The organism is Pseudomonas sp. F1_0610 (assembly GCF_047470865.1).
GTDB lineage: Bacteria > Pseudomonadota > Gammaproteobacteria > Pseudomonadales > Pseudomonadaceae > JAZDRH01.
The window spans coordinates 1-626 of record NZ_JAZDRH010000083.1; the positions used below are offsets into that span (position 1 = coordinate 1).

Sequence of the window (626 nt, forward strand, 5' to 3'; positions counted from 1 at the left end):
GACAGCATCGCCAACGACGGCAACTACACATACGTCGCCCGCGTAGAAGATGCAGCAGGCAACCAAGGCGTAGAATCTAACGAATACCAAATCACCTTAGATACCGCAGCGCCAAGCCAAACGGTGACTATCACCGACATTGTAGACGACGAAGCCCCTCAAACGGGCAGCGTAGCTCATGGTGGCTCAACCAACGACAAAACGCCAACCCTACACGGCAGCCTAGATGCCGCCCTAGGAGCAGGTGAAGAAATCCTCATCTTCCGTGACGGCACCCAAGTAGGCAAAGCCACCGTTGCAGCAGATGGCGTGAGCTGGAGCTTTGAAGACAACCTCACAAACGACGGCAACTACAGCTACACCGCCCAAGTAGTCGACAAAGCAGGCAACACAGGCACTGTTTCTAACCAATACGACATCGAACTGGACACCAAAGCGCCAACGCAAAGTGTTTCTATTGATCAAATTATTGATGATGTTGACCCTACACAGGGTGATATTGGTGATAAAGGAATTACCAACGATACTACTCCTACACTGAAAGGCAGCCTCAGCCAAGCCCTAGGCGCTGGTGAATACCTAGCGATCTACCGCAACGGCAGCGAAATAGCTCGCCTTAGCGAAGC

Annotated in this window: 1 protein-coding gene; it reads left to right on the forward strand. The window is 52.2% G+C overall.

Features of this window, described 5'->3' with window-relative positions:
• Window positions 1-626 (forward strand): Ig-like domain-containing protein (locus VQ643_RS16305; protein ID WP_414201568.1); only part of this gene is annotated, 626 nt, incomplete at both ends.